This is a genomic window from Streptomyces sp. NPDC043996 (assembly GCF_056435225.1).
This window is the reverse complement of the sequence record NZ_JBWKEY010000015.1, coordinates 20,673-38,838: the sequence shown is the minus strand read 5'-3', so window position 1 is coordinate 38,838 and position 18,166 is coordinate 20,673. Positions and strand designations below refer to the sequence as shown.

17 protein-coding genes are annotated in these 18,166 nt (G+C 72.5%); 8 read left to right on the top strand and 9 right to left on the bottom strand.

Features of this window, described 5'->3' with window-relative positions:
- Positions 1-205 precede the first annotated feature (205 nt).
- Positions 206-781 carry a TetR/AcrR family transcriptional regulator gene (locus tag AC07A4_RS32830; RefSeq protein WP_478605785.1) on the top strand — a complete coding sequence of 192 codons (576 nt, stop codon included), beginning with the start codon at positions 206-208 and terminating at the stop codon, positions 779-781.
- A gap of 7 nt (positions 782-788) precedes the next feature.
- Here AC07A4_RS32830 and AC07A4_RS32825 read toward each other — a convergent pair whose 3' ends face one another.
- Positions 789-1,211 carry a secondary thiamine-phosphate synthase enzyme YjbQ gene (locus tag AC07A4_RS32825; RefSeq protein WP_478605783.1) on the bottom strand — a complete coding sequence of 141 codons (423 nt, stop codon included), beginning with the start codon at positions 1,209-1,211 and terminating at the stop codon, positions 789-791.
- 160 nt (positions 1,212-1,371) lie between these two features.
- Here AC07A4_RS32825 and AC07A4_RS32820 point away from each other — a divergent pair, with 160 nt between their 5' ends.
- From AC07A4_RS32820 to AC07A4_RS32800, 5 genes are all read left to right on the top strand, one after another.
- Positions 1,372-1,473: a putative leader peptide gene (locus AC07A4_RS32820; protein ID WP_478605780.1), complete on the top strand. Its 102-nt coding sequence runs from the start codon at positions 1,372-1,374 to the stop codon at positions 1,471-1,473.
- A gap of 200 nt (positions 1,474-1,673) precedes the next feature.
- Entirely contained in the window at positions 1,674-2,576 is a 903-nt protein-coding gene (locus AC07A4_RS32815) for an ABC transporter permease (protein ID WP_478605778.1), read from the top strand.
- Positions 2,549-3,298 (top strand): ABC transporter ATP-binding protein, encoded by a 750-nt coding sequence (locus AC07A4_RS32810; RefSeq protein ID WP_478605775.1) that lies wholly within the window; start codon positions 2,549-2,551, stop codon positions 3,296-3,298. The genes AC07A4_RS32815 and AC07A4_RS32810 overlap by 28 nt, the downstream gene beginning before the upstream one ends.
- A 71-nt stretch (positions 3,299-3,369) precedes the next feature.
- Complete coding sequence (locus AC07A4_RS32805) at positions 3,370-4,413, top strand: ABC transporter substrate-binding protein (protein WP_478605773.1); 1,044 nt, start codon at positions 3,370-3,372, stop codon at positions 4,411-4,413.
- Between the two features lie 2 nt (positions 4,414-4,415).
- Positions 4,416-5,624, top strand: coding sequence for an LLM class flavin-dependent oxidoreductase (locus tag AC07A4_RS32800; protein ID WP_478605771.1), 1,209 nt, complete (start codon positions 4,416-4,418; stop codon positions 5,622-5,624).
- A gap of 24 nt (positions 5,625-5,648) precedes the next feature.
- Here AC07A4_RS32800 and AC07A4_RS32795 read toward each other — a convergent pair whose 3' ends face one another.
- From AC07A4_RS32795 to AC07A4_RS32785, 3 genes are read right to left on the bottom strand one after another with little or no spacing between them, the layout of a single operon-like run.
- The gene (locus AC07A4_RS32795) at positions 5,649-6,821 is read right to left on the bottom strand and encodes a mandelate racemase/muconate lactonizing enzyme family protein (RefSeq protein WP_478605769.1); all 1,173 of its coding nucleotides are present in this window, start codon (positions 6,819-6,821) and stop codon (positions 5,649-5,651) included.
- Positions 6,822-6,824: 3 nt separating this feature from the next.
- A complete protein-coding gene (locus AC07A4_RS32790) occupies positions 6,825-8,153 on the bottom strand; it encodes a cation:dicarboxylate symporter family transporter (RefSeq protein ID WP_478605767.1) in 1,329 nt (442 codons plus the stop codon).
- Positions 8,154-8,182: 29 nt separating this feature from the next.
- Positions 8,183-9,298: a mandelate racemase/muconate lactonizing enzyme family protein gene (locus tag AC07A4_RS32785; protein ID WP_478605765.1), complete on the bottom strand. Its 1,116-nt coding sequence runs from the start codon at positions 9,296-9,298 to the stop codon at positions 8,183-8,185.
- Between the two features lie 231 nt (positions 9,299-9,529).
- Between AC07A4_RS32785 and AC07A4_RS32780 the strand changes: the two genes are divergently transcribed.
- Together AC07A4_RS32780 and AC07A4_RS32775 are read left to right on the top strand one after the other, a co-directional pair.
- On the top strand, positions 9,530-10,231 hold the full coding sequence (locus AC07A4_RS32780; protein WP_478605763.1) for an FCD domain-containing protein: 702 nt from the start codon (positions 9,530-9,532) through the stop codon (positions 10,229-10,231).
- A gap of 117 nt (positions 10,232-10,348) precedes the next feature.
- Positions 10,349-11,449, top strand: coding sequence for an NAD(P)-binding domain-containing protein (locus AC07A4_RS32775; RefSeq protein WP_478605762.1), 1,101 nt, complete (start codon positions 10,349-10,351; stop codon positions 11,447-11,449).
- 9 nt (positions 11,450-11,458) lie between these two features.
- On the opposite strand, the gene AC07A4_RS32770 is transcribed toward AC07A4_RS32775, so the two are convergent.
- The 5 genes from AC07A4_RS32770 to AC07A4_RS32750 form a co-directional block, all read right to left on the bottom strand.
- Complete coding sequence (locus AC07A4_RS32770) at positions 11,459-11,857, bottom strand: STAS domain-containing protein (protein ID WP_478605761.1); 399 nt, start codon at positions 11,855-11,857, stop codon at positions 11,459-11,461.
- A gap of 273 nt (positions 11,858-12,130) precedes the next feature.
- Positions 12,131-13,657 carry an MFS transporter gene (locus AC07A4_RS32765; protein WP_478605759.1) on the bottom strand — a complete coding sequence of 509 codons (1,527 nt, stop codon included), beginning with the start codon at positions 13,655-13,657 and terminating at the stop codon, positions 12,131-12,133.
- A gap of 183 nt (positions 13,658-13,840) precedes the next feature.
- Positions 13,841-15,040 (bottom strand): S8 family peptidase, encoded by a 1,200-nt coding sequence (locus AC07A4_RS32760; protein WP_478605756.1) that lies wholly within the window; start codon positions 15,038-15,040, stop codon positions 13,841-13,843.
- A gap of 404 nt (positions 15,041-15,444) precedes the next feature.
- Positions 15,445-16,275 (bottom strand): endolytic transglycosylase MltG, encoded by an 831-nt coding sequence (gene mltG / locus AC07A4_RS32755; protein ID WP_478605755.1) that lies wholly within the window; start codon positions 16,273-16,275, stop codon positions 15,445-15,447.
- Between the two features lie 54 nt (positions 16,276-16,329).
- Positions 16,330-18,150 carry an ABC transporter ATP-binding protein gene (locus AC07A4_RS32750; RefSeq protein WP_478605753.1) on the bottom strand — a complete coding sequence of 607 codons (1,821 nt, stop codon included), beginning with the start codon at positions 18,148-18,150 and terminating at the stop codon, positions 16,330-16,332.
- Between the last annotated feature and the right edge of the window lie 16 nt (positions 18,151-18,166).

Genomic DNA, 18,166 nt, shown 5'->3' with positions numbered 1-18,166 from the left:
GTGCGGGGTGGTGCGGGTCGCTGGAGCCGGTCGTCGGCGCTGTGGTGCGGGGGCGGGCGCGGCCTTGAGGCGTCATCGCACGCCCGGACCAGCCGGTCTGCCGATATGGTGAACCCAAGCGGACAGTTGTCCGTCACCTCCGAACCTAACGGACAGCTGTCCGCTTAGCAAGGGCGGACGGCCTCGATTCCCGGAAGGACGAGGAGTGGACGACCGAAAGAACGCGCCCCTGCGCTCGGACGCGCAGCGCAACCGCGAGCGCATCCTCGAAGTGGCCCTCGCCGAGCTGACCCGGTCCGCGGACACCCCGCTGAGCGCGATAGCCAAGAAGGCGGGCGTCGGCCAGGGCACGTTCTACCGCAACTTCCCCAGCCGGGAGGCCCTCGTCCTTGAGGTCTACCGCTACGAGGTGCAGCAAGTCGCCGACACCGCCTGCCAGTTGCTGCGCACCCGCACCCCCGACCAGGCGCTGCGCGAGTGGATGAACCGCCTCGCCCGGTACGCCATGACCAAGGCGGGCCTGGCCGACGCGATGGGCAAGGCCACCGCGTACGGCAGCTTCGCCGGGCTCGGCCACGGCCCGCTCACCGCGGCCATCACCGCCCTGCTGCGCGCCAACGAGGAGGCGGGCACCATCCGCCCGGGCCTGACGCCCGACGACTTCCTGCTCGCCATCGCGGGCCTGTGGCAGATCGACCCGCACAGCGACTGGCAGGCCCGCTCGGCCAAGCTCCTCGACATCGTGATGGACGGCTTGCGCGCGGGGGCCCCGGGCGACTGAGGGGCCCCTAGCCCAGGAAGCTCAACCGGACCTGGCGGTCGGGGTTGTCCTTGTTCGTGTCGACCAGGCACACCGACTGCCAAGTGCCCAGCTCCAGGCGGCCGCCGATGACGGGCAGCGTCGCGTGCGGGGCGACGAGGGCGGGCAGGACGTGGTCGCGGCCGTGGCCGGGGCTGCCGTGCCGGTGCTGCCAGCGGTCGTCGGCGGGCAGGAGCGTGTGCAGGGCCGCGAGCAGATCCCTGTCACTGCCCGCGCCCGTCTCCAGAACGGCGACGCCAGCCGTGGCGTGCGGGACGAAGACATTGAGGAGGCCGTCGCGGCCCCCGGCCGCCTCGCGCAGGAAGCGGGCACAGTCGTCGGTGAGGTCGACGACCGCCTCCGCCGAGCCGGTCGCGACGCGCAGGATGCGAGTGGTGAAGGCATCGGACATGCCTCCCATCCTGCACCAGGGCGGCACCCGGCCGCCGCCCGGCGCACTCCGGAACCCGCCCGGATCCTGCCCGGAACCCTCCCGGAACCTTCCCGGCGCTTTCCACCAAGTGATACGGCATGTCCGCTGTGCGAGACACCGTTGACCGTGCGCGGCCCGGATGGCTACGTTTCGGCGCATGTTGCGTTCAGCTCTGCTCACTTCGCGCGGTCACATCGACCTGCTGCGGGTGGCCTCCTCCGCGTGTCGTCGCGGCTGCTGACGCCCTCTCACCTCCCCTCGCGCACGTCCCCCGCGCCCGGCCCTTCGCGGCCGTCCTGACCGCGCGGCCCCGGCACGCCGCGGCCCCGCCGCTCTCCCGTACGTACCGCCTCCGCTGAGCCGAGCGGGCGAGCCGGGCCGGCGGTGATCCGTGCCGTGGCCGTGCCGCCTCTCCCTGTCACTCCCCCGCCCTGGAGCGCCATGAGCATCAGTCATGCCCCGCCGCATCCCTCGCCGGACATATCAGGAAAACAACCCGGCTCCGCGGGCCCGGCTTCCGGTGTCGCCGCCGACGGCACCCCCGAACTCGTCGCCCTCATCCCCGCGTCCGCCCGCCGCGTCCGCGTCCCCCGCTGGCTGCGCCGCACCACGGGCCCCGTGCTGCTGCTCGCCCTGTGGCAACTCCTCAGCTCCACCGGGGTCCTCAGCGGTGACACGCTGGCCCCGCCGGGGACCATCGCGCGGGTCGCGGGAGACCTCGTCGAGGACGGTTCCCTGACCACCGCGATGGGCGTCTCCCTGCAGCGTGTGGCGATCGGGCTGCTGCTCGGCACGGTGGTCGGCACCGGACTCGCCCTCGTCTCCGGGCTCTTCCGCGTCGGCGAGGACCTCGTGGACGCGAGCGTGCAGATGCTGCGGACCGTGCCGTTCGTCGGGCTCATCCCGCTGTTCATCATCTGGTTCGGGATCGGCGAGACCCCCAAGATCGCCCTCATCACCCTCGGGGTCTCCTTCCCGCTGTACCTCAATGTGTACGCGGGCATCCGCGGCGTCGACTCCCAGCTCATCGAGGCCGGGGAGTCGCTCGGGCTCTCCCGGTGGGGGCTCGTGCGGCACGTGATCCTGCCGGGCGCGCTGCCCGGCGCCATGACCGGCCTGCGCTACTCCCTCGGCATCGCCTGGCTCGCCCTGGTCTTCGCCGAGCAGATCAACGCCGACGCGGGCATCGGCTTCCTGATGGTCCAGGCACGGGACTTCCTGCGGACCGACGTGATCGTCGTCTGCCTCATCGTCTACGCCTTCCTCGGCCTCCTGGCCGACTTCGTGGTCCGCACACTCGAAAGGCTGCTGCTGCAATGGCGACCGACGTTCACCGGCCGGTGACCCCCGACGCGCCCGCCGCCGTCCGCGTGGCGGGACTGACCCGCTCCTTCGACGGCCGCGCCGTCATCGACGGGCTCCGGCTCGACGTGCGCCAGGGCGAGTTCGTGGCCCTGCTCGGCCGCAGCGGCTGCGGCAAGTCCACGCTCCTTCGCGTACTCGCCGGGCTCGACCGGGACATCGAGGGCACCGTCCTGGTGCCGCGCCGCAAGGCCGTGGCGTTCCAGGCGCCCCGCCTGATGCCCTGGAAGCGGGTGTGGCGCAACGTCCTGCTCGGCCTGCCCGGCAATCCCGGACGGGCCGTCGCCGAACGGGCCCTGGAAGAGGTCGGGCTCGGCCACCGCGCACACGCCTGGCCCAAGACGCTGTCCGGCGGCGAGGCCCAGCGCGCCTCGCTGGCCCGCGCCCTGGTGCGCGAGCCCGACCTGCTGCTCCTGGACGAGCCGTTCGGCGCGCTCGACGCGCTGACCCGGGTCACCGCGCAGCGGCTCGTCGCCGAGCTGTGGCAGCGGCGCGGCTGCGCCGTGCTCCTGGTCACCCACGACGTGGAGGAGGCGGTCCTGCTCGCCGACCGCGTCCTGGTCATGGACGACGGCGTCATCGCGCATGAGCAGCCCATCGACCTCGACCGGCCCCGCGACATCGCCGACCCGCGCTTCGCCGCCCTGCGCGCGGGCCTTCTGGAGCGCCTCGGCGTCGAGGCCCCCGCGCGGGCCGCGGCGTGACCGCTCCCCCTCCCCCGCGCCCTCTCTCCCCACTCTCCCCTCGCACGTACGCGAAGAACGGACCTCCGCCCATGCGACGCCGACGTCTGGCCCCGCTGCTGCTGCTCCCCCTGGCCCTGACCCTCGCCGCCTGCTCCGGGTCGTCCGCCGCCCGTTCCTCGACCGGCGGCCTGGGCGGCACCAGCGTCGACGGCGAGGGCTCGCTGACGCTCAACGTCGGCGACCAGAAGGGCGGTTCGGAGGCGGTGCTGCGGGCCGCCGGGGAACTGGACGATCTGCCGTACCGCATCAAGTGGTCGACGTTCACCTCCGGGCCGCCGCTGCTTGAGGCCGTGAACGCCAAGGCCGTCGACGTCGGCGCGGTCGGGAACACGCCGCCGGTGTTCGCCGCGGGCGCGGGTTCGAAGATCACCGTGATCGCGGCGAGCCACGGCACCGCCCACGGCGAGGCCGTCGTCGTACCCAAGGACTCCGGGGCCCGGCGCACGGCCGACCTCAAGGGCAAGTCCGTGGCGGTGGCGCAGGGCTCGTCCGCGCACTACCAGCTGATCGCCTCGCTGCGGAAGGCCGGGCTCACGCTGAAGGACGTGCGGGTCAAGTACCTCCAGCCCGCCGACGCGCTCGCCGCGTTCACCGGCGGGAAGGTGGACGCGTGGGCGGTCTGGGACCCGTACACCTCGCAGGTCCTGCGCGGCGGCAAGGCGCGGGTCCTCACCGACGGCCAGGGCGTCGTCAACGGCCTCAGCTTCCAGGTGGCGGCGCCCGGGGCCCTGAAGGACAAGAAGAAGTCCGCCGCCGTGTCCGACTACCTCAAGCGGCTGCGCAAGGCGCAGGCCTGGGTCTTCAAGCACCCCGAGGCCTGGGCGAAGGTCTGGGCGAAGGACACGGGACTGCCGTACGAGGCCGCCCTGGACTCGGTCAAGCGCACCCAGGGGACCCGGGTGCCGGTCGCCGTCGACCGCAACGTCATCGACACCGAGCAGGAGATCGCCGACACCTTCGCCGAGCTGAAGCTGATCCCGCGCCGGGTGGACTTCGCCGCGTTCACCGACGACCGGTTCAACGGCTCGCTGCCGCCGTCCACCACCGAGCCCCGCACGTACAAGGAGTCCTGAGCATGACCGTCCACCTCCACTGGTTCCTGCCGACCGGCGGCGACGGCCGCACCCTCGTCGACCGGCACGCGTACACCGACGGCGGCATCACCCGCTCCCGCGTCACCCCGGTGAGCGGCGTGCGGGCGCCCGACATCGAGTATCTGGCCCAGATCGCCAAGGCCGCCGAGCAGTTGGGCTTCGAGGCGGTGCTCACCCCCACCGGCACCTGGTGCGAGGACGCCTGGCTGACCACCGTCGCGCTCGCGCAGCACACCGAGCGCCTGAAGTTCCTGGTGGCGTTCCGGCCGGGCGTCCTGTCCCCGGTCCTCGCCGCGCAGATGGCGGCGACGTACCAGCGCATCACGCGCGGGCGGCTGCTCCTGAACGTCGTGACGGGCGGCGACTCCACCGAACAGCGGCGGTTCGGCGACCACTTGGACCACGACCGCCGCTACGCCCGCACCGACGAGTTCCTCTCGGTGGTGCGCGGGGTGTGGGGCGGCAGGCCGTACGACTTCGACGGGGCGCACTACCAGGTCGAGGGCGGTCTCACCGCGCTGCCGCCGGACCCGCTGCCGGAGATCTTCTTCGGTGGCTCGTCGGCCGCCGCGGGGCCGGTCGCCGCCCGCCACAGCGATGTCTATCTGACCTGGGGCGAGCCGCCCGAGCAGGTGCGGAGGAAGATCGACTGGATCCGTGGCCTGGCCGAGGCCGAGGGCCGCACGGTCCGCTTCGGCATCCGTCTGCACACCATCTCGCGCGACTCCTCGAAGGAGGCGTGGGCCACCGCGGACCGCCTTCTCGACGACCTCGACGCCGATACCGTCGCCGCCGCGCAGGAGGCGCTCGGCCGCAGCGAGTCGGTGGGCCAGCAGCGGATGCTCGCGCTGCACGGCGGCTCCCGCGACGGCCTGGTGATCGCGCCGAACCTGTGGGCGGGCGTCGGCCTGGTGCGCGGCGGCGCGGGCACCGCGCTCGTGGGCAGCCACGCGGAGGTCGCCGACCGCATCGAGGAGTACCACGCGCTCGGCGTCGACCACTTCATCCTCTCCGGTTATCCGCACCTGGAGGAGGCGTACTGGTTCGGCGAGGGCGTGATCCCCGACCTGGCGGCGCGCGGTCTGCTGGCCCGCATCCCCGCGTCCCCGCTCACGGGGGTCCCGGCCGTGAACGGCCGCCCGGCGTCGGCTCCGGGCGGGGCGCCGCTCCTGGTGGCCGGGGGTCGCTGACGCCGCGGGCGGCGCCGCACCGGGTCAGGCGTGCAGGGCGCGCAGGACCCGGTGCAGCTCCGCCTTGGCCTCGAAGCCGATGCCGGGGACGTCGGTGAGCCCGACGCGCCCGTCGCGGACGGTGGCGGTGTCCGCGAAGCCGCCGGTGGGCTGGAACTCGCCCGGGTAGGACTCGTTGCCGCCGAGCTTGAACGCGGCGGCGATGTGCAGCGAGAACTGGTGCCCGCCGTGCGGGACGCAGCGGCGCGACGACCAGCCGTGCCGGTCGAGCAGGTCGAGGATCCTGCGGTACTCGACGAGGCCGTAGCTGAGCACCGGGTCGATCTGGATCGTGTCGCGGTCGGGGCGCATGCCCGCGTGGCGCAGCAGATTGCGGGCGTCGGCCAGGGAGAAGAGGTTCTCCCCGGTGGCGAGCGGGCCGCGGTAGCGCTCGGCGAGCGCGGCGTGCTGGGCGAAGTCCAGGGGGTCGCCGGGTTCCTCGTACCAGAACAGGCCGTACGGTGCGAGGGCCTCGCCGTAGCGCAGCGCGGTGTCCAGGCCGAAGTGGCCGTTGGCGTCGACGGCGAGGCGGTGGCCCGCGCCGTCGAGCACGGTGAGGACCGCTTCGATCCGCCGCAGGTCCTCGGTGAGGCCGGCGCCACCGATCTTGATCTTCACGACGCGGTAGCCGAGGTCGAGGAAGCCCCTTATCTCGTCCTTGAGCTGGGGCAGGCCCTTGCCCGGGGCGTAGTAGCCGCCCGCGGCGTAGACGAACACGTCCTGGTCCGGCTCGCCGAGGTCGTGGTGCCGGGCCAGCCAGTGGTGCAGCGGCAGGCCGTCCAGCTTGGCGGCGAGGTCGTGCAGGGCCATGTCGAGCACGCCGACGGCGACCGGGCGTTCGCCGTGGCCGCCCGGCTTCTCGTCGCGTGTCATCACGTCCCAGGCCCGCGCCGGGTCGATGTTCGTGCCGTCGACGGTCAGCAGGTCCTCGGGCGGGGCCTTCAGGAGCCGGGGGATGGCGCGACGGCGCAGGATCTCCCCGACGCTGTAGCGGCCGTTGGAGTGGAAGCCGTAGCCGACGACGGGGCGTCCGTCGCGGATGACGTCGCAGACCACGGCGACGATCGAGCAGTCCATGGTCTGGAAGCTGATGGCGGCGTTGCTGATCGAGGAGCCGATGGGGAGGGTGCCCTCGTGGACGGCGGTGATCCGTGGCACGGTCTACCTCCTGGGGGTGCGGCGTCTCGCGATGGTCTTGGTGAAGCGTTCCTCGTCGATCCCGTCGGGTTCCCAGCGCGCGACGGCGACGGCGGCGACGGCGTTGCCGAGCACGTTCGTCACGGCCCGCATGAGGGAGAGGAAGCGTTCGATGGACAGGATGAGCGCGAGCCCGGCGACCGGGATGAAGTCGACGGCGGCGATCAGGTTCGCCAGCGTGACGAAGGCGGAGCCGGTGACGCCCGCGGTGCCCTTGGACAGGAAGAGGAACACCAGGAACAGCGTGATCTGATCGGCGAGGCCGAGTTCCACGCCGTACACCTGGGCGATGAACACGGCGGACATGGGCACGGTGACCGCGACCCCGTCCAGGTTGAACGAGTAGCCGGTCGGCACGACGAGGCCGACGATGTCGCGTTTGCAGCCGAACTGTTCGAGGCGCGCCATGAGGTGCGGCATGACGGCTTCGGAGGACGACGTGCCGAGTACGACGACGAGTTCGGGGCGAAGGCCCCTGATCAGGCGGAGCAGGGACACCCCGGCGATGCGGGTCACGGTGCCGAGCACCAGCGTCAGGAAGACGAGGAGCGTGCCGAGGGCGAGCCCGACGTACTTCATGAGCGCGGTGAGGGCTTCGGGGCCGTACGCGCCGACGGTGTAGGAGACCGCGCCGAAGACGCCGACCGGGGCGAGCCGGATGACCATCGCGATGACGCGGAAGAACACGTCCGCGAGGATGCCGCACCCGCGAAGCACGGGCGCCGAGGTGGCCTTGGGCAGTTGGAGCAGCGCCACGGCGAAGAGGATCGCGAACACCAGGACCTGGATGATGTCGCCTTCGGCGAAGGCGCCCACCACGTTGTGCGGGACCAGGCCGAGCAGGAACTCGCTGAGCGATTCGTCCTTCGCGCCCTCGACGTAGCTGTCGAGGTCGTCGGAGGCCCCGGCGGGCGGCGCCACGCCGTCGCCGGGGCGGAAGAGGTTGATCGCCGCCATGCCGAGCAGCGTGCCGATGGTGGTGACGATCTCGAAGTACACGACGGCCTTCAGCGCGATCCGGCCCGCGGCCTTCATCCCTCCGACCGAGACGATCCCGGTGACCACGACCAGGAACACGATCGGCGGGATGGTGAGCCGCACGAGCGCGATGAACGCGTCCGCGAGCGGCTTGAGTTCACTGGCGGGGTCCGGCGCGAGGATGCCGAACACCGCGGCCACCAGGGCCGCCGCGAGCACCTGCAGGCCGGTGTTGCCCGCCGCGCGCCGCCACCGCGGTCGCTCGCGCGGGGGTTCGGCGGTGGTCGTGGTGCCGTTGTCCGTGCGGCTGCTCATGGGCTTCGACCACCCTCCCGGTCACCGGATCACATGTCCGGCAGGAGGGTTTCGCGCAGCGCGTCCCGGTCGACGCTCAGGCCGAGGCCCGGCCGGTCCGGGAGCGTGATGCGGCCTTCGTGCGGCCGGGGCGCGTCGGGGAAGAGGAGCGCGCCGACCTGGGCCATGCCCAGGTGCCATTCGAGGATCCAGCCGTTCATCAGGCCCGCCAGGGTGTGCATGTTGATCAGCGGCCAGCCGCCGCCGTGCGCCAGCGGCAGGTTGTAGGCCTGGGCCAGGTGGGCGGCCTTGCGGGCCTCGGTGAAGCCGCCGCAGTAACAGGCGTTGGGCTGGAGGAAGTCGACGGCGTGGCGCTCGACGAGTTCGCGCAGCCGCCACCGGTGGCCCTCCATCTGTCCTGCCGCGAGCGGGATGCGGGTGTGGGCGCGCAGGTCGGCCAGGGCCCTGGCGTCGTTCTGGTGCAGGGGCTCCTCGAACCAGGTGAGGCCGCAGTCCTCGATGGCCCGGCACAGCTGCTTCGCGTCGGCGGGGCTGAGCAGGTAGTTGGCGTCGATCATGAGGTCGACGCCGTCGCCGACGGCCTCGCGGACCGCGCGCACCCGGGCGGCGTCCTCCCGCCAGCCGCCCTCGTCGACGCCGACGACGAGCTTCAACGCGGTGAAGCCCTGGTCCAGTTGGAGGCGGGCGGCCTCGGCGAGCTGGTCGCGGTCGTACTGCGGGAAGCCGAACGTCACGTACGTCGGCAGCTGTGTCCGCGCGCCGCCGAGGAGGCCCGCCACCGACCGTCCGGCGTGGTGGCCCGCGATGTCCCACAGCGCGATGTCGAGGAGGGACAGGGCGCTGGACACGACGCCGGTCATCGCCCTCGGGTTGAGCGACCGCCAGATCCGCTGGTGGACGGCCTCGATGTCGCGTGGGTCGAGGTCCGTGACCACGGGCAGGAAGTGCCGTTCGAGGGCGGTGACGACCGACCGGGACAGGAAGTGCCCGGTGAGCGCGACGCCGGTGAGGCCGTCGTCCGTCTCGACCTCGCAGAACACGAACTCCCGCTGTTCCTCGCGTCCGTAGCCCGCGACCTTCTCGGTCAACAGCGGCACCTCGATGGACGTGGTGTGCACGCTGGCCCGGATGTCCTTGATCCTCATAGCGCCCCCTGAGGTCCACGCGGCAGTGACGTGGGCCACAGTCTGGGTGCGAGAATCGCCAACTGTCAACGATTTGCCTTTCACCTCAGATCCGGCTAGTCGCGCTCGGGCGCGCGAGCCCGAGGTGCGATAAATGCGGAGATCAAGGCTTAAAGAGGGGCAAGATCGGGGTGAATCCCAGATGGTAAATTGTCGACAGTTTCTGTCCGCTGGAGGAGGTCCGGGTCGGCCGTGCGGGACAACTCAGATGCGATGACGGCGCTGCGTCGTCGCGTGGCCGAGCGCCAGGCGAGCACGCTGCCCCACATGATCGTCGAGGAACTCGAAAGCATGATCATCAGCGGGGCCCTGGGCGGCGGCGACCGGATCAACGAGTCCGCGCTCGCCCTGCGCCTCGGCGTCAGCCGGGGCCCGGTCCGGGAGGCGTGCCGCCAGCTGGAGCGCAGCCGCCTGGTGGAGTTCCGCGCCAACCGCGGCATGTTCGTCCGGGAGATCACCGTCGACGAGGCGGCCCAGCTCTACGACATCCGCGCCAGCCTGTTCGGCCTGGCCGGGCGCCTCGCCGCCACGCGGGTCGACGCGGCCGAGGCCACGGCGCTGCGGGCCGCGGCGCGCGAACTCGGCGAGGCCGACAGCACGGACGACTACTACCCACGGAACGTCGCCCTCCACCGGCGCCTGGTCGCCCTCTCGGGCAACCCGAGACTGGTCGAGCTCTACGACGCGATCTCCAAGGAGCTGCATCTCTTCCGTCGGCACGGCCTGGAGTCCGACGCCGCGCGGCGCACCTCCAACGACCAGCACCGGCACATCATCGACCGCCTCGAAGCGGGCGACGCGCAGGAGGCGGGCCGGCTGATGGAGGCGCATATCGTCGCGGGCAAGAACCGCATGCTGGCCGAGCACCAGCGGGACTCCCCGGCCGCGCCCTGACGCCGCGGCGCGGCCGGGGCCGACGGCGCGGAGCGGAGTCGGCGGGCGGGACGGGGTCGGCGACGCGGGGCTAGGCGGGGCGGGAAGATCCCGGCCCCTGCCGTAGTTAGTAGAAGCGTGAACGACATCGGGGTACGAGACGCGGGCGTGGCGGACGTCGACGTGGTGGTCGTGGGGGCCGGGCAGGCGGGCCTCTCCAGCGCCTACCACCTGCGGCGCAGGGGCTTCGAGCCGGAGCGGGACTTCGTCGTCCTCGACCACGCGCCGCGCCCGGGCGGGGCCTGGCAGTTCCGCTGGCCGTCGCTGACGTACGGCAAGGTGCACGGCATGCACGCGCTGCCGGGCATGGAGCTGACCGGCGCGGACCCCGACCGGCCCTCGGCGGAGGTCATCGGGGAGTACTTCGCGGCGTACGAGCGCCGCTTCGGCCTGCGGGTGCGGCGCCCCGTGGACGTGCTGCGGGTCAGCGAGGGCGAGGGCGGGCGGCTGCTCGTGGAGACGTCGGCCGGGACCTGGTCGACGCGGGCCCTGATCAACGCGACCGGTACGTGGGACAAGCCGTTCTGGCCGCGCTATCCGGGTCAGGAGACCTTCCGGGGGCGGCAGTTGCACACGGCCATCTACCCCGGCCCGGAGGCCTTCCGCGGGCAGCGCGTCATCGTCGTCGGCGGGGGCGCGTCCGGCACCCAGCACCTGATGGAGATCGCCCCGTTCGCCGCGGCGACCTGGTGGGTGACGCGGCGGCCGCCGGTCTTCGCGGAGGGGCCCTTCGACGAGGGGCGGGGGCGGGCCGCCGTCGCGCTGGTCGAGGAGCGGGTGCGGCGGGGGCTGCCGCCGCTGAGCGTGGTGTCGGTGACGGGGCTCGCGGTCACCGACGCGGTGCGTGAGGCGCGCGCGAACGGGGTGCTCGACCGGCTGCCGATGTTCGACCGGATCACGCCGGGCGGCGTGGAGTGGGACGACGGCCGCGCCGTCGAGGCCGATGTGATCCTGTGGGCGACGGGGTTCCGCCCGGCCATCGAGCACTTGGCGCCGCTGCGGCTTCGGGAGCCCGGGGGCGGCATCCGCATGGACGGCACGCGGGCGGCCGCCGACCCGCGCGTGCACCTTGTCGGCTACGGCCCCTCGGCCAGCACCATCGGGGCGAACCGGGCGGGGCGGGCGGCGGTGCGGGACATCGAGCGGCTGCTGCGCGCGGAGGCGCCCGTACCGGTGTGAGCCGCCCGCTCAGGCGGGCGAGGGGGCGGACGGGCGGTGCCGGTGGGTGTCGCCGGGCCGCTGGGCGAGGGCCTCGCGGAGGCTGGGGACGACCTCGAAGTCGTCGGCCACGCCCGCGAGGCGCAGGACCTTGCGGTGGAAGGGGTCTTCCAGAACGACCGTCAGGCGCAGCCCCCTGCGGTGCGTGGCGTTGCGCGCCTGGCACAGCAGGGAGAGGCCGCCGCAGTCCAGGAACGTCACCTCGCGCAGGTCGAGGATCACGTCCTGGCGGCAGGTCAGCGTGTGGCCCGCGAGGGGGCCGGTCAGGCGCTCCGTGGCGTAGACGTCCAGTTCTCCCCACAGCGCGATGACCAGCCGCTCCTGCCGCGCTGTGGCGCGGAGACCGAAGGGTGGGCCCTCGTCGTGCATCGTTCCCCCTCGTGGCGCGGTGGCGCGGGTCGGGGTGTGACGGGCCTCGTGGCTCCCGGCGGGGGTGCGGTGGATCGGCCGGGAGCACGGACCCGTCACATCGAGTGCGGTCTGTGCGGTGAACTGCCGCCACCGGCGGCACGAGCGGCACGGTGGTGCCTATGGCATACCCGACCAGCGCGAGATAATGCAACTCCCCTGCATTAAACCCGGGGTTGGTCGATTCGGCCGAGCCCCGGCGCACGGAGCCGCGCGGGGCGCTGTCCTTCGAGGTCAGTGGCCGCCGCTCGCCTTGAAACCGCGCGGTACGAGCCACACCACGAGCAGCGCGACCGCCGACACGATGGCGACCGAGACGTACGCCGTGGTCGTCAGGGCGGACTCGAACGCGCCCCGGGCCGTGTCCAGCAGGCGGGCCCCGGCGCCGCCGCCGAGTTGCTCGGCGGCCTCGACGGCGCCGCCGATCGACTCCCGGGCGGCGGTGGGCCCGTCCATGTGCCCGGCGTAGACGGTGGCGTGCAGGGAGCCGAGGAGCGCGACGCCGAGCCCGATGCCGAGTTCGTACGCGGTCTCCGACACGGCTCCGGCCTGACCGGCCCGCTCCGCGGGGACGGCGGACACCAGGACGGCGGCGGACGCGGTGACGGCGAGCCCGTCGCCGAGGCCGAGCGCGACGAACACCACGGCCACCACGCCGTACGGCGTCGGCTCGGGCGACAGGGCGAGCAGCAGGAACCCGGCGACGAGCCCGCCGAGCCCAAGGGCCAGCACGGCCCGCACGCCGCACCGCTCCATCAGCCACGGCGTGAGCAGCGACCCGATGAGCATCGCCCCGGCGGCGGGCAGTGTCCGCAGGCCGGCGCCGAACGGCGAGTACCCGTGGACGTACTGGAGCCACAGCGACATCAGGAACAGCGCCGCGCCGATGGCGAGCATCGCGAGGAAGACGGCGAGCGCCGCGGCCGTGAACGCGCGCCGGGTGAACAGGCGGACGTCCAGGAGCGGGTCGTCCAGCGTCAGTTGGCGGCGGGCGAACAGGGCGAGCAGCACGAGGCCGAGCAGCAGGATGGCGAGGTCGCCGACGGCGAGTCCGCCCTTGGCGATGTGCTTGATGCCCCAGGCGAGCGCGATCACGCCGACGACGGAGAGGACGGCGCCCGGCCAGTCGAGCGGTCCGCTTCCTGCGCTGCGGAACTCGGGGAGCAGCTTGACGGCGGCGACGACGGTCACCACGACCACCGGCACGTTCACCCAGAACGCGGCCGCCCAGCCGTGCTGTTCCACGAGCAGGCCGCCGACCAGCGGGCCGATGGCGGCGCCCGCGCCCGCGACGGCGGCCCAGATGCCGATGGCGAGGGTCCGCTCGCGCGGGTCGGTGAACACGCCGCGGATCAGGGACAAGGTGGAGGGCATGACCATGGCGCCGCCGATGCCGAGCAGGACGCGTCCGGCGATCAGCTGCCCGGGGCTCGTCGCCGTGGCGGCGACGACCGAGGCGACGCCGAAGAGGACGAACCCCAGCAGGAAGAGCCGTTTGCGGCCGAAGCGGTCGCCGACCGCGCCGGAGGTGACGAGCAGACCGCCGAGGACCAGGCCGTAGATGTCGATGATCCACAGCTGTTGCACGGCGGTCGGCCGCATGTCGTCGATCAGCGAGGGCAGGGCCACGTTGAGGATGGTGGCGTCCATGGCCACCAGGAGCAGGCTGGCACACAGCACAGCGAGTGCGGCCCAGCGCCCGGGAGCGGGCGTCGGGCGGCTTTCCGCGGCGGGGCCTGAGGGCTTCAGGTCACGAGCCACGGGATATCTCATCCCTTCGAAGCCTCGGCGCGCGCTGGGGCGGCCGGGGCGGACGCACTACGAGCGCCACTGTGGCGCTCGTAGGCAAGTATGACCTATTCACCCGAACACTGCATGTCTGGGGCAGATAAGGACGTTACGTCTGTGGCACCGCCTTACGTCCGATAGGTCCAGGCTGTCGCGCTACGGCAGATAGAGCGTGTACAGCAGCTTGTTCGGCACCACCGGTGGTGTGCCCTGGAGTACGCCGGTCGTGGCGTTGTCGACGAGGCCGCGCTTGACCTGGGCCGGGGTGTCGGTGGGCCGGAACGCGAGGTGCAGGGCCGCGGCTCCGGCGGCGTGGGCGGCCGCCATGGACGTGCCGCTGATGGTGTTGGCGGAGGTGTCGCTGTCCTTCCAGGCCGAGGGGATCTGCACGCCGGGCGCGAACAGGGACACGCAGCCGCCGTAGTTGGACGAGGAGGCCCTGCGGTCCGCGCGGTCGCTCGCGCCGACGCTGATGACCTCGGGCAGCCGCGAGGGCGAGGTGGAGCAGGCGCCCGTGGACGAGCCGGCGCTGCCCGCGGAGACGGTGTAGGTGACTCCGGAGCGGATGGAGGCGCGCACGGCGTTGTCGAGGACGTCGCTGGGCTGGCCCCCGAGGCTCATGTTCGCGACGGCGGGGCGCGGCGCCTTCGCCGTCACCCAGTCCACGCCCGCGACGACGCCCGCGGTCGTGCCCGAGCCCTGGCAGTTCAGGACGCGCACGGCCACCACTTTGGCGCCCTTGGCGACGCCGTAGGTGCGCCCGGCGGCGATGCCGCCGACGTGGGTGCCGTGGCCGTTGCAGTCGTTGCCGTTCTGCCCGTCGCCCACGGTGTCGACGCCGACCGACGCGCGCCCGCCGAACTCCTGGTGCGTGGTGCGCAGTCCGGTGTCGATGACGTACACGCCGACGTCGGGGGCGGTGGTGCGGTAGGTGTACGTGCCGGACAGGGGAAGCAGGCGCTGGTCGATGCGGTCCAGGCCCCAGGGAGCGTTCGGCTGGGTGTCGTCGAGGGCGCTGGCGCCGAGGCTGACGCGGGTGTCCTGGCGGACGTGGGCGACCCGGGGGTCGGCGGCGACGCGCTCGGCGCGGGCGCGGCTCATCGTCGCGGAGAAGCCGTGCAGGGCGGCCCGGTACACATGTCCGAGCCGCGCTCCGTCGGCCCGCCGGACGAGGTCGCGCGCCACGCCGGGCACGGCGCGGGACCGGGTGTCCTTCAGGACCACGATCCAGCCGTCCGGCACGGCCTTCTCCCCGGCACCGGCGAGGCGCAGCTTCCCCGGCGCCGTCGACGGGCCGGGCGGGGCGGCGCCGGTGGCGGACGCGGCGCCGAGCTGGAGGCCCGCCGCGAGCGTCATGACGGACAGGACGGCCGCCGTGCGGCGGCGGGCAGCTCCTGGGGCTCTCGTCGCCCCTATGGTTCTCTTCGTTCCTATGGCTCTCTTCGTCCCTATAGTTCTCTTCGTTCCTGTGGCTCTTGCGGCTCTTGCGGTTCCCCTCATGGCCGTACACCTGAACCTTTCGTGGGGGCGGAACAGGAAGGGAAACGGAGGAACGAGTCCGGTCCCCCCGTCCCGCTCACCGCTCCCTCCGGCGGCGCGGCACCGCCGGGGAAGCCATGGAAGCGGTGGTGCGGCCTTGCCATCAATGGGGGCGCGGGGCCCCGAGGCGACTTTCGGCCTACGTCAACTCGCTTGAGGCAGGGGGAGGGTGAGGGAACGTCAGCGCATGTACATGTACGGGGTTTCGCGGGCGTCGGCGGCTACTGGTTCCTGTTGAACTCCGCCACGTTCCGCTGCTGTTCCTGGTAGTCGGCCGTGAACCGGGTGTCGCCCGGCTTCACGGTCACGAAGTACAGCCAGTCCCCCGGCGCCGGGTTCGTCGCGGCGCGTACGGCGGCCTCGCCGGGGTTGCCGATCGGGGTGGGCGGCAGGCCCATGCGGGCGTAGGTGTTGTACGGACTGTTGATCTTCGTGTCGCGGCCGGTGGTCCTGAGGGTGGAGCGGTTCAGGGCGTAGTTGATCGTGGAGTCCATCTGGAGGGGCATGCCCCGGTCGAGGCGGTTGTAGATGACGCGGGCCACCTTGCCCATCTCCTCCCTGGAGCCCGCCTCCGCCTCGATCATGCTCGCGATGGTGACGGTCTGGTAGACGTTCACCGCGTTGCGGTCGGCGCCCGCCGTGATGTGGCCGCCGCTGAACTTCTTGTTGGCGGTGTTCACCATGTACGACAGGACGGACGCCGGGGTGGACTGGGAGCTGATGGGATAGGTGGCCGGGAACAGATAGCCCTCGGGGTTGCCGCCCGCGTCGCCGGGCAGCTTGAGCCCGGCCTGGCCGACGGCCTTCTTGGTGGTGCCCTTGGAGACGTTCAGGGCCGCGTCGACGGCCGCGTAGACCTGTCCTGAGCGCCACCCTTCGGGGATGGTCAGGGTGCGGGGCCGGGCTTCCCGCTCGTCGTCCGGGAGCAGCAGGGGGACCGCCACGGCGGTGACCGCCGCGCCGGCCCCGATGGCGATCGCGGCGATCCGGCCCCGGCGCGTCAGCCGGATCGCGCCCCGTCTGGTGCCCCGTGGCGGGGTGGTGGTGTGCATGCGGGCACGGTAACCCGGCTTTTGTCATATTTCCGGCATTTTTCCCGTATCTCTCTACGTCGCGGGCTCCAGGCGGGCGTCCTTGCGGACGAGGGCGGCGTACCGCCCGTCGTGCGCGAGCAGCTCCTCGTGGGTGCCGCGCTCCACGGCGCGCCCGCCCTCCAGGACCACGATCTGGTCGGCTCCGCGCACGGTGGACAGGCGGTGGGCGATGGTGATCGTGGTCCGGTTGGCCGACAGGGCGTCGATGGCCTGCTGCACGGCGTGCTCCGTGCGGGTGTCCAGGGCGCTGGTCGCCTCGTCCAGGATCAGCACGGGCGGGTCGCGCAGGATCGTGCGGGCGATGGCGAGGCGCTGCTTCTCGCCGCCGGAGAAGCGGTGGCCGCGTTCGCCGACGACCGTGTCGTAGCCGTCGGGCAGGGCGGCGACGTGGTCGTGGATCTGCGCGGCGCGGGCCGCGGCGACCAGTTCCTCGTCGGTGGCGTCGGGCTTGGCGAAGCGCAGGTTGTCGGCGACGGAGGCGTGGAAGAGGTACGTCTCCTGGGAGACGACGCCGACGCCGCGCGCGAGGGTGTCGAAGTCCAGGTCGCGCACGTCGACGCCGTCGAGCGTGACCCGCCCGCCCGTCACGTCGTACAGACGCGGCACCAGATAGCTCAGCGTGGACTTGCCGGAGCCGGTCGCGCCGACGACCGCGAGGCTGCCGCCCGCGGGCACGGTGACGTCGATGCCGTGCAGGACGGGGGCGCTGTGCGCGTCGTAGCGGAACTCGACGCCCTCGAACCGGACTTCACCCTTGACCTGGTCGAGGCGGACGGGGCCGGGGCGCTCGGTGATGTCGATGGGCAGGTCGAGGTACTCGAAGATGCGCTGGAAGAGCGCGAGGGACGTCTGGATCTGCACGCCCGTCGACAGCAGGCTGACCGTCGGCCGGAACAGGCCCTGCTGGAGCGAGACGAACGCGACGAGCGTGCCGAGGGAGACGGTGGGGCCGCCCATCTGGAAGGCGAGGCCCGCGCTCCAGTAGATGACGGCGGGCATCGCGGCCATCACGATCGTGATCACCGCCATGCGCCAGCGCCCGGCCATGTTCGAGCGGACCTCCAGGCGCACGAGCTCGGCGGACTCGTCGGCGAAGGAGCGCGTGAGTGAGTCGGCGCGGCCCATCGTGCGGCCGAGCAGGATGCCGCTCACCGAGAGCGACTCGGTGACCGTGGCGGCCATCGCCGCCATCTGCTGCTGGCGCTCGGTGGCGATCTTCTTGCGCTCGCGGCCGACGCGGCGGCTGATCCACGCGAACAGCGGGAGCAGCAGCAGCGAGACCGTGGTCAGGCGCCAGTCGAGGGCGAGCATCGCGACCACCGACGCGAGCACGCTCGTGACGTTGGAGACCAGGGAGGTCGCCGTGGAGGTGACGGTGGCCTGCATGCCGCCGATGTCGTTGGCGATGCGGGACTGGACCTCGCCGGTGCGGGTGCGGGTGAAGAAGGCGAGCGACATCCGCTGCAGACGGCCGTAGACGGCGGTGCGCAGGTCGTGCATGACCTGCTGGCCGACCGTCGTGGAGATCAGCGTCTGCAGGACGCCGAAGACGCTGGTGACGACGGCGCTGACGATCATGCCGAGCGCGAGCAGGCTGAGCAGGCCCGTGCGGCCCTGCGGGATGGCGGTGTCGAGGATCTCCTTCAACAGGAAGGGGGTCGCCACCGAGACCAGGGAAGCGGCGCACACCAGGAGGCCCACGAGGGCGAGGCGGCCGCGGTAGGGACGGAAGAGACGGAGGATGCGGCGCAGCTGGCGGGGCTGCTCCGGCTCCTGGGCGGAGGGTTTCGACTCCTCGACGGAGGGTTTCCAGGTGGGTTCTTCGGGAGGCATGGGCTCCTACGGGACG

Excerpts from the sequence above, each read along its gene's own strand:
- AC07A4_RS32825 (WP_478605783.1), bottom strand. The coding sequence starts at position 1,211 with ATGTCCGATGCCTTCACCACTCGCATCCTGCGCGTCGCGACCGGCTCG.
- AC07A4_RS32820 (WP_478605780.1), top strand. The coding sequence starts at position 1,372 with ATGGCTACGTTTCGGCGCATGTTGCGTTCAGCTCTGCTCACTTCGCGC.
- AC07A4_RS32815 (WP_478605778.1), top strand. The coding sequence starts at position 1,674 with ATGAGCATCAGTCATGCCCCGCCGCATCCCTCGCCGGACATATCAGGA.
- AC07A4_RS32810 (WP_478605775.1), top strand. The coding sequence starts at position 2,549 with ATGGCGACCGACGTTCACCGGCCGGTGACCCCCGACGCGCCCGCCGCC.
- AC07A4_RS32805 (WP_478605773.1), top strand. The coding sequence starts at position 3,370 with ATGCGACGCCGACGTCTGGCCCCGCTGCTGCTGCTCCCCCTGGCCCTG.
- AC07A4_RS32800 (WP_478605771.1), top strand. The coding sequence starts at position 4,416 with ATGACCGTCCACCTCCACTGGTTCCTGCCGACCGGCGGCGACGGCCGC.
- AC07A4_RS32790 (WP_478605767.1), bottom strand. The coding sequence starts at position 8,153 with ATGAGCAGCCGCACGGACAACGGCACCACGACCACCGCCGAACCCCCG.
- AC07A4_RS32785 (WP_478605765.1), bottom strand. The coding sequence starts at position 9,298 with ATGAGGATCAAGGACATCCGGGCCAGCGTGCACACCACGTCCATCGAG.
- AC07A4_RS32770 (WP_478605761.1), bottom strand. The coding sequence starts at position 11,857 with ATGCACGACGAGGGCCCACCCTTCGGTCTCCGCGCCACAGCGCGGCAG.
- AC07A4_RS32760 (WP_478605756.1), bottom strand. The coding sequence starts at position 15,040 with ATGACGCTCGCGGCGGGCCTCCAGCTCGGCGCCGCGTCCGCCACCGGC.
- mltG (WP_478605755.1), bottom strand. The coding sequence starts at position 16,275 with ATGCACACCACCACCCCGCCACGGGGCACCAGACGGGGCGCGATCCGG.
- AC07A4_RS32750 (WP_478605753.1), bottom strand. The coding sequence starts at position 18,150 with ATGCCTCCCGAAGAACCCACCTGGAAACCCTCCGTCGAGGAGTCGAAA.